The organism is Trichocoleus sp. DQ-A3 (assembly GCF_039961975.1).
Lineage (GTDB): Bacteria > Cyanobacteriota > Cyanobacteriia > Cyanobacteriales > FACHB-T130 > FACHB-T130.
This window is the reverse complement of the sequence record NZ_JAMPKC010000024.1, coordinates 65,938-72,430: the sequence shown is the minus strand read 5'-3', so window position 1 is coordinate 72,430 and position 6,493 is coordinate 65,938. Positions and strand designations below refer to the sequence as shown.

Sequence of the window (6,493 nt, the reverse complement as noted above, 5' to 3'; positions counted from 1 at the left end):
TGAGACAGGTTTTTTCGTTCACTTTCCCCCAATAATCCGCTTATATAGTTCCTAAACTCCCGTTTTTGGGCTTGATGCGTCAATATATCATCAAAGCGTTTGCACCATCTATTGAAGCAAGGGGGCATGGCGGCGGGAGTTGTCTCTTTCATTTATCACACCATAACGTGAAATGGTTGCCATGCCTGTATTATACCTTTTTAGAGTCTTGTTTTTCGTTTAAGCACCGCTAAGAGTGAGATTAGAAACTGAATGCCACGCACCCATGCAAACCCTAACAGCTAGCTTCCGCGATCGCTTATGAATTTTGCAACACAATCAATCAAGTAATCCTCCGTAATGAATCTAACAATCAGAAAAGAAGTTACTTCTGATGTGGCGGACATCAAAGCATTGACAACTGCCGCATTTCTCAATGCCCCCCATACTAGCCACACTGAGCAGTTTATTGTTGATGCCTTGCGTAACTCAGGGAACTTGACAGTTTCTCTCGTTGCCGAGGTGAATGGACAAATCGTTGGTCATGTTGCTGTGTCCCCGGTTTCCATTTCCGATGGGAGTCAGGATTGGTATGGACTCGGTCCGATCTCTGTCGCTCCGGAACATCAAGGCATTGGAATCGGGTCACAGCTTATGAAGCAGGCGTTGACTACTCTACGGGAGCTTGGTGCAGGTGGATGTGTATTGCTTGGCGAACCAAAATACTACAACCGTTTTGGTTTCAAGAGCCAGCCAAATCTTGTTCTACCCGATGTTCCACCTGAATACTTTCAAGCGATTTCATTCGGCGCACGGATACCCAGTGGAGTTGTCTCATTCCATGAGTCATTTAGCGTACAGGGCTAACAGCGCTATTACAAGATCCAGCTCTCGTGTGCCTCTAGCAAGATGTTGTGAACTTTTCCTTGCGTTTGAATTTGCTCATAGCTATATGCACTTAAGCAATCGGTGACAGCCAAGGAGAACACATGTCAGAAAGTACGCCAAACTCAGAAATGCTATACCGAACTCTCGGCAGTACAGGAGAGCGCGTTTCTGCGATCGGACTCGGTGGCTGGCACATCGGATTGAAGAACGTTGATGAGCAACTGGGTATCCGGATTGTTCGCGCTGCGATCGATCGTGGCATCACTTTTATGGATAACAGTTGGGATTACAACGGTGGAGTCAGCGAGATTCGCATGGGGAAAGCGCTCTTGCATGGCTACCGAGACAAAGTATTCCTGATGACGAAAATTGACGGTCGCTCCAAGAAAGAAGCTGCAAGACAGCTAGACGAATCACTGGAACGTCTGCAAGTTGATTGCATCGATCTCGTCCAGCACCACGAAATCCTCCGGTTCGAGGACCCGCATCGAGTTTTCGACCCAGAAGGGGCAAATGCCGCCTTGATTGAGGCGCGGGAAGCTGGCAAAGTCCGATATATTGGCTTCACCGGGCACAAAGACCCCCAGATTCATCTGCATATGCTGGAAGTTGCAGCCAGCTATGGGTTTAAGTTTGATGCGGCTCAGTTGCCGTTGAATGTGATGGATGCCCACTACCGAAGCTTTGCGAAGTTGGTTGTGCCAGAACTGGTTAAACAGGACATCGGCATTCTGGGGATGAAAAGCATGGCAAACGGGATTTTGTTACGGTCAAATACGGTAACGCCAATTGAATGTCTGCACTATGCCCTGAATCTACCCACATCGGTTGTGATTACGGGAATTGACAGTATGGAGATTCTCGATCAGGCGTTTGAAGCGATGCGGACATTTCAGCCAATGAATGCCGAGCAGGTGCGATCGCTGTTAGCAAAAACAGCAGAAGCCGCATCACGCGGCGAGTTTGAGCCATTCAAAACTTCATCAATTTTCGACAGCACTGCCCAAAATCTAGATTGGCTTGGAGAGGAGCCACAGCGCATTCAGCAACTGATGCCAACGTGATCGAAGACGCGATCGCAAGTTTATTGCTATTTCTCAAGATCGCAACCCTACATCTGTTTCAGTAATGCAGACAATTTTGTGACTAGCCACTCCTGTTCAACGAGCCGTAATCTGGAGCCAATCATATAGTCTTGATAACAGGTACGGATGATACACAACCGCTCGTGTTGATAGCGCAATAGCACCACATACCTCTCATCGAACAGTTCGATACGAAGAACATCGGACAGGGGTAGGTGTACCCAACGTCGGCGAAATGGGGTAAACAGTTGTAATCGCAACGCTTGAGGATCGATGACAATCTCTACAACCGTCCATTGCAAATGATAGCTTTTAGATCGACTTTCATCAAAGCAGCTATTTTACACACCTTCCTATAAGAATCACAATTTGCTTGATGGCAAGTCTTGCTTCTCGCTCAAATCAATAGCAAATGTTAACTCTAATTGTGCTTTATCATACTTTTTGGCTAATTACCCAGTAATCTCTCCTACTAAATTAGTCATAGAGCCAGTCCTAACCGGAGATAGAAAACCCTTAAGAAACTAAAGAATATCCTAGTAGAATAGCCCGATTTATAAGGTGCAGTTTATGACAATAGAAAATCCTCAAGACAATCGGCAAGATGAGGTTAAATATGACCCTCAAAATAATCCTGGAAGCGAAACAACTGTACCAACCACAGAAGAGGGGGACACTCCGCTTGATGAGAGATATCGTATGACGAGTCAACAAGCCGATTCTGAAACCAGTCCCGGTGCGGAACCTGAAGCTCCAGGAGCTTCTCCTAAGGTGGTAGGCGCTCCGAATCAAGGAACTGATTCTCGTTAAAAAGATTAAAGATTCCTGAAAATTAGGCAAGTCTTTGATGAAAATGAACTGCTCGGCTCGGTTCTATCCCGCTGCTCCAAGGATTCTGGGTTGAGAGCTAGATTTAGCGATCGCAAAACCAAACACGTATGCGATCTCAGCTAACTTTGTAGGTTGGGTTGAGGGAAGAAACCCAACTCAAGGTTTGTCTGTTGAGTTTCGCCGCTCTATACAACGAACTGAAGTGCTAGTTGCTCTCTCTGAAATGCTGCTTCTGGCTTGTGTATTTCGCCCTAGTTGTGGCTGATGGCGATCGCGAGTGAAGCTAGTGAAAGGGGAGAGGTTGATACCACAGTAATTGTTCTAAGAGATTCACCGAGAAATTAGAAAAGAGTAATGCATCCATGCCGAATCAAGCAAGTGAGCCAAATCAAGAAGTTGGCGCATCTCAACAGGCTCAAGTTTTTGCATTCTCCGATGCAGGTGGAAGTGCTGTTTTAGATGCAAACATTGCAGCAGGAGTCAGCACAAACCCAGAGGGAGAAGCGATCGCTCATCCCATTGCTTCTAATTTCTCATCCACAACCAGGACCACAGGCGATGCCAAAACTGCTGGAGCTTCAACGATTGCAGGCTCTTATACGGCAGATGGCGAGCAGTCGGAAAAAGGTCGCGTTAATCTTCACAACAATCCCGACGTACCCAGTAGCGATGCTCAAGGAACGCTACCCGATACTGACCCTATTCAACTTCCGCTCGATCCTGAAGTCAATCATCCGGAATAAAAGTTCGGGCTTTTCTTCCCAATTTTATCGGTAAATAAGGATGCTTTTTCTTGTGCCGATATTAACAGTTGAACGTTACAAATCGAATCTTTAGATATAGGTAGAATGCAATCCTAACGGTAGACAATACTAGCAAATCTACTCGATAGCATGAAATCAAAACAACGTCATTGAGAACGATTCACTATGAAAAACTCAACCATCAATACTGCTAAAACCCCTACGGTCGCTCCAGCATATAACGGTTCCGATCGCAATGCCTGGATTTTTGGCTGGAACCCACAGCAAGAGCTATGGAACGGTCGCCTAGCAATGCTGGGTTTTGTTGCCTATCTTCTTTGGGATATGGCTGGTTATAGCGTTCTTCGGGATGTACTCCACCTGGTTCGCTAGAAGTTGAATGGTCAGTTAGAAGCTGTCTGTATTTCTCCAACAGCAGCAAAACACTTGTTTAGCCCACACCCAAAATTTTAAAAAACCAAAATACTGCCATGCAAACATCAACATCGCAAACATCAACATCTTCAGTTTCTTCAATTCGTTACGCTGCTCTAATCCTAGGTCTCCTTTTCTTGTCACTTGGCTTAGCTGGATTTATGCCTGGTTTTGTCACTCCTTCTGAGAACTTTACCTCCGAACCAGGTTTCGGCTATATATTCGGAGTATTCCCCACCAACTATTTTCATAATGCAATTGGCGTTTTAGTGGGTGTTTGGGGAATTGCGGCATTTACTAGCTTAAGCGGAGCAATTGTGTTCAATCGCATCTTCGCTATCCTTTATGCAGCAGGTGCTATTTTAGGATTGCTGCCCTTTGCAAATACGCTGTTTGGGCTTACACCACTTTTTGGAAATAATATCTGGCTCAATGCTTTAACTGCTGCGATCGCTTTCTACTTCGGATTTGTGAAGTCAGCAGAAATCGCTATGCCAAGTTCATCGAATGCTCAACCTAGCGCGTAACCAGAATACCTTCTCGAAGTAGAGACAGTGTTCTAATGCTTACGGCTGGAAATTATTTCATCTGCCCTCCTTGGCTCTGATTCTGTAATGCAAAAGTAGTCCTTGTGGGACTACTTTTTTTGCGCTCGTTTCAGTATCAATGCAAGAGATAGCTTTACATCCTTGAATCACTCAACTGACGATCGCGCAACGTGTAACTTTAAGAAAGCCCCCGATAACAACGAGGGTTCTGAGTATAAAGTTGCACAGGACGTTAATTAATCTCTGCGTGAGGAGAAAAAGCTATCATGAGTCGTTCCCCACTCTTCGACAACTTAGCACGTGCTATCCGCATTGCTCGCTATTGCCAAGAGCAAAATATCTCCACCAACGAGGGAATTGAGCGAATTGCATCTCTAGAGGCATTGATGGCGGTACGGCGCACGAATCGGCGCGAATTTCTTACTGATATGGGCAAGCTGAGTGCGATCGGCGCGACAATAGGAGTAGGCTCAGGATTGCTTCACCGTACCCTCGCAGCTCCTGTACCAGCAGATGTAAAAGTTGGAATTGTGGGGGCTGGTTTAGCCGGACTTACTTGCGGGTACGAACTGAAGAAAAACGGGATTAACGCTACCGTATTTGAAGCAAGCAATAGAAGTGGCGGTCGCTGTTATTCTCTGGGAGGCGATTTTGCTGGGAGTGTTACTTTTCCCGGTCAGGTTGTGGAAAGAGGCGGCGAGTTTATTGACAACTTGCACAAGACAATGCTGGGATACGTGCGGGAGTTTAACCTCAAGACAGAAGATTTATCAAAACAACCAGGAGAAGTTTTTTACTATTTCAACGGTCAGCGCTATTCAGAGTCAGCAGTTGTGGATGAATTCCGCAATTTTGTTGCCGCTATGCGTACCGACTTGCGATCGCTTTCTGCACAGCCAACCGCCGACAATTATACTGATGCTGACAAAAAGCTCGACTTGCTCAGTCTGCGAGACTATCTAGATAGCCGTAATGCCGGAAACCTAATCAAAGGTGTTATCAAAGCTGCTTATGTTGCCGAGTACGGTTTAGAAATTGACCAGCAAAGCAGTCTCAGTTTTCTCTTTTTCATTCACGCCGACAAGCGCTCGAAGTTTAGACCCTTTGGTGTCTTCAGCGACGAGCGCTATCACGTCATTGGCGGCAACCAGCAAATTGTTGAAGGTCTGCGTAACCGACTGCAAGGACAAATTAACTATAACAAGCAGTTAGTAGGAGTTCGCTTTGATAGTGCAGGCAAAGTAGAATTAACATTTAATGATGCCTCATCTGCCAAATATGATGCAGTTGTCTTTGCGATTCCCTTCTCAACTTTGCGCCAAGTTGATTTAAAAGGTCTTCAACTGCCTGCCGAAAAGCTATTTGCGATTAATAATTTGCGCTATGGAACCAACGCTAAGATGATGGTTGGCTTTAATAGTCGCCCTTGGGTTGCCCTTGGCAGCGACGGCTCATCCTATTCAGATTTATCAAATCATCAAAACACTTGGGAAACAAACCCACAAAATGCAACGAATAATAGAGCAGTGCTGACCGACTACTCTGGTGGAAATCGAGGCAAAAACATTAATCCTAATCAAGTTCAGCAGGAAGCAGGGGCTTTTCTCAACGACCTCAACCGCGTTTTTCCTGGCGCTTTAAAGGCAGCCACACGCAACGGCAATAATTTTTTAGTGCATCTAGAACACTGGCCTTCTAATCCCCTATTTCAGGGCAGTTACACCTGCAATCACCCTGGTTATTTCACAACAATTGCAGGTAATGAAGGTAAGCCGTTTAAAAGTATTTACTTTGCTGGCGAACACGCTAACTCTTTTTACGAGTGGCAAGGTTTTATGGAAGGTGCTGCTTTATCAGGCATCGATGCTGCCAGGAGAATACTTAATACTAAAGTTTGATGTTGCACAGGTTCACTCGCCTGCCCATTGAAAAGGTACACCTACTCGTTGGGCAGCTTGTTCGTCTTCCGGGCGATCGCTTACAT

General features: G+C 45.7%; 8 protein-coding genes and 1 pseudogene. 7 read left to right on the top strand and 2 right to left on the bottom strand.

Translation table 11 applies throughout. The features are described from left to right. Positions 1-152: pseudogene (locus NDI44_RS23680) on the bottom strand (IS701 family transposase); the annotation flags it as partial. A 187-nt stretch (positions 153-339) separates the two neighbouring features. Between NDI44_RS23680 and NDI44_RS23675 the strand changes: the two are divergent. Together NDI44_RS23675 and NDI44_RS23670 are read left to right on the top strand one after the other, a co-directional pair. Further along, positions 340-846 (top strand): N-acetyltransferase, encoded by a 507-nt coding sequence (locus NDI44_RS23675; RefSeq protein ID WP_190413859.1) that lies wholly within the window; start codon positions 340-342, stop codon positions 844-846. A 122-nt stretch (positions 847-968) separates the two neighbouring features. Further along, positions 969-1,931 (top strand): aldo/keto reductase, encoded by a 963-nt coding sequence (locus NDI44_RS23670; protein ID WP_190413858.1) that lies wholly within the window; start codon positions 969-971, stop codon positions 1,929-1,931. Between the two features lie 47 nt (positions 1,932-1,978). Here NDI44_RS23670 and NDI44_RS23665 read toward each other — a convergent pair whose 3' ends face one another. After that, positions 1,979-2,254 carry a hypothetical protein gene (locus tag NDI44_RS23665; RefSeq protein WP_190413857.1) on the bottom strand — a complete coding sequence of 92 codons (276 nt, stop codon included), beginning with the start codon at positions 2,252-2,254 and terminating at the stop codon, positions 1,979-1,981. Between the two features lie 268 nt (positions 2,255-2,522). On the opposite strand from NDI44_RS23665, the gene NDI44_RS23660 reads away from it, so the two are divergent. The 5 genes from NDI44_RS23660 to NDI44_RS23640 all read left to right on the top strand — a co-directional run bounded on the left by NDI44_RS23660 (position 2,523) and on the right by NDI44_RS23640 (position 6,407). After that, complete coding sequence (locus NDI44_RS23660; protein WP_190413856.1) at positions 2,523-2,762, top strand: hypothetical protein; 240 nt, start codon at positions 2,523-2,525, stop codon at positions 2,760-2,762. Between the two features lie 383 nt (positions 2,763-3,145). Further along, on the top strand, positions 3,146-3,526 hold the full coding sequence (locus NDI44_RS23655; RefSeq protein WP_190413855.1) for a hypothetical protein: 381 nt from the start codon (positions 3,146-3,148) through the stop codon (positions 3,524-3,526). Positions 3,527-3,712: 186 nt separating this feature from the next. Beyond that, positions 3,713-3,919 carry a chlorophyll a/b-binding protein gene (locus NDI44_RS23650; RefSeq protein ID WP_190413854.1) on the top strand — a complete coding sequence of 69 codons (207 nt, stop codon included), beginning with the start codon at positions 3,713-3,715 and terminating at the stop codon, positions 3,917-3,919. Positions 3,920-4,017: 98 nt separating this feature from the next. Further along, on the top strand, positions 4,018-4,488 hold the full coding sequence (locus NDI44_RS23645) for a DUF4383 domain-containing protein (RefSeq protein WP_190413853.1): 471 nt from the start codon (positions 4,018-4,020) through the stop codon (positions 4,486-4,488). A gap of 287 nt (positions 4,489-4,775) precedes the next feature. Beyond that, entirely contained in the window at positions 4,776-6,407 is a 1,632-nt protein-coding gene (locus NDI44_RS23640; protein WP_190413852.1) for an FAD-dependent oxidoreductase, read from the top strand. Positions 6,408-6,493 lie beyond the last annotated feature (86 nt).